Origin of the sequence: Roseibacillus ishigakijimensis (assembly GCF_016595415.1) — a bacterium.
GTDB classification, from domain to species: domain Bacteria; phylum Verrucomicrobiota; class Verrucomicrobiia; order Verrucomicrobiales; family Akkermansiaceae; genus Roseibacillus; species Roseibacillus ishigakijimensis.
In genome coordinates this window covers 1-375 of record NZ_JAENIO010000167.1, presented here as the reverse complement: position 1 = coordinate 375, position 375 = coordinate 1, and the positions used below count along the sequence as shown (strand labels likewise).

1 protein-coding gene is annotated in these 375 nt (G+C 55.7%); it reads right to left on the bottom strand.

Translation table 11 applies throughout. The annotated features are described in order from the left end of the window. Nucleotides 1–180: 180 nt before the first annotated feature. A partial coding sequence (locus JIN78_RS18045; protein ID WP_200393194.1) for an integrase core domain-containing protein occupies nt 181–375 on the bottom strand: 195 nt, incomplete at its 5' end.

The window sequence follows — 375 nt, the reverse complement described above, 5'->3', positions numbered from 1 at the left end:
CCAGTTGAGGGCTCAGCTAAACGATGGTGATGAGGGAAAATTGATTACTTGTTCTGGGGTTCTTTGGCAAGGCGCTAGCCACTTGGAACTCGAAAATGAAAAGGCTGAGGACGGAGTGGAGCGTAGCGGAATGGAGGACGATGCCTTTTCATTTTTGCCGCCGCCCGGGCTCCGTCGCTTTCAAGCTGCCTCCGGCTTTGCTAGCTCTTCGAGGTCGCCGCTGGCATCATATATGGCCCGGGGTGTCCGGTTTTCCAACGCTTCATGGGGTCGCCAATCGTTGTAGCGCGCGAACCATTTCTCCAAGCCCGCACAGAGCCCGATGAGGGTGGCGTGTTCGTGGAGGTAAATTTCCTCATACTTCACACTGCGCCA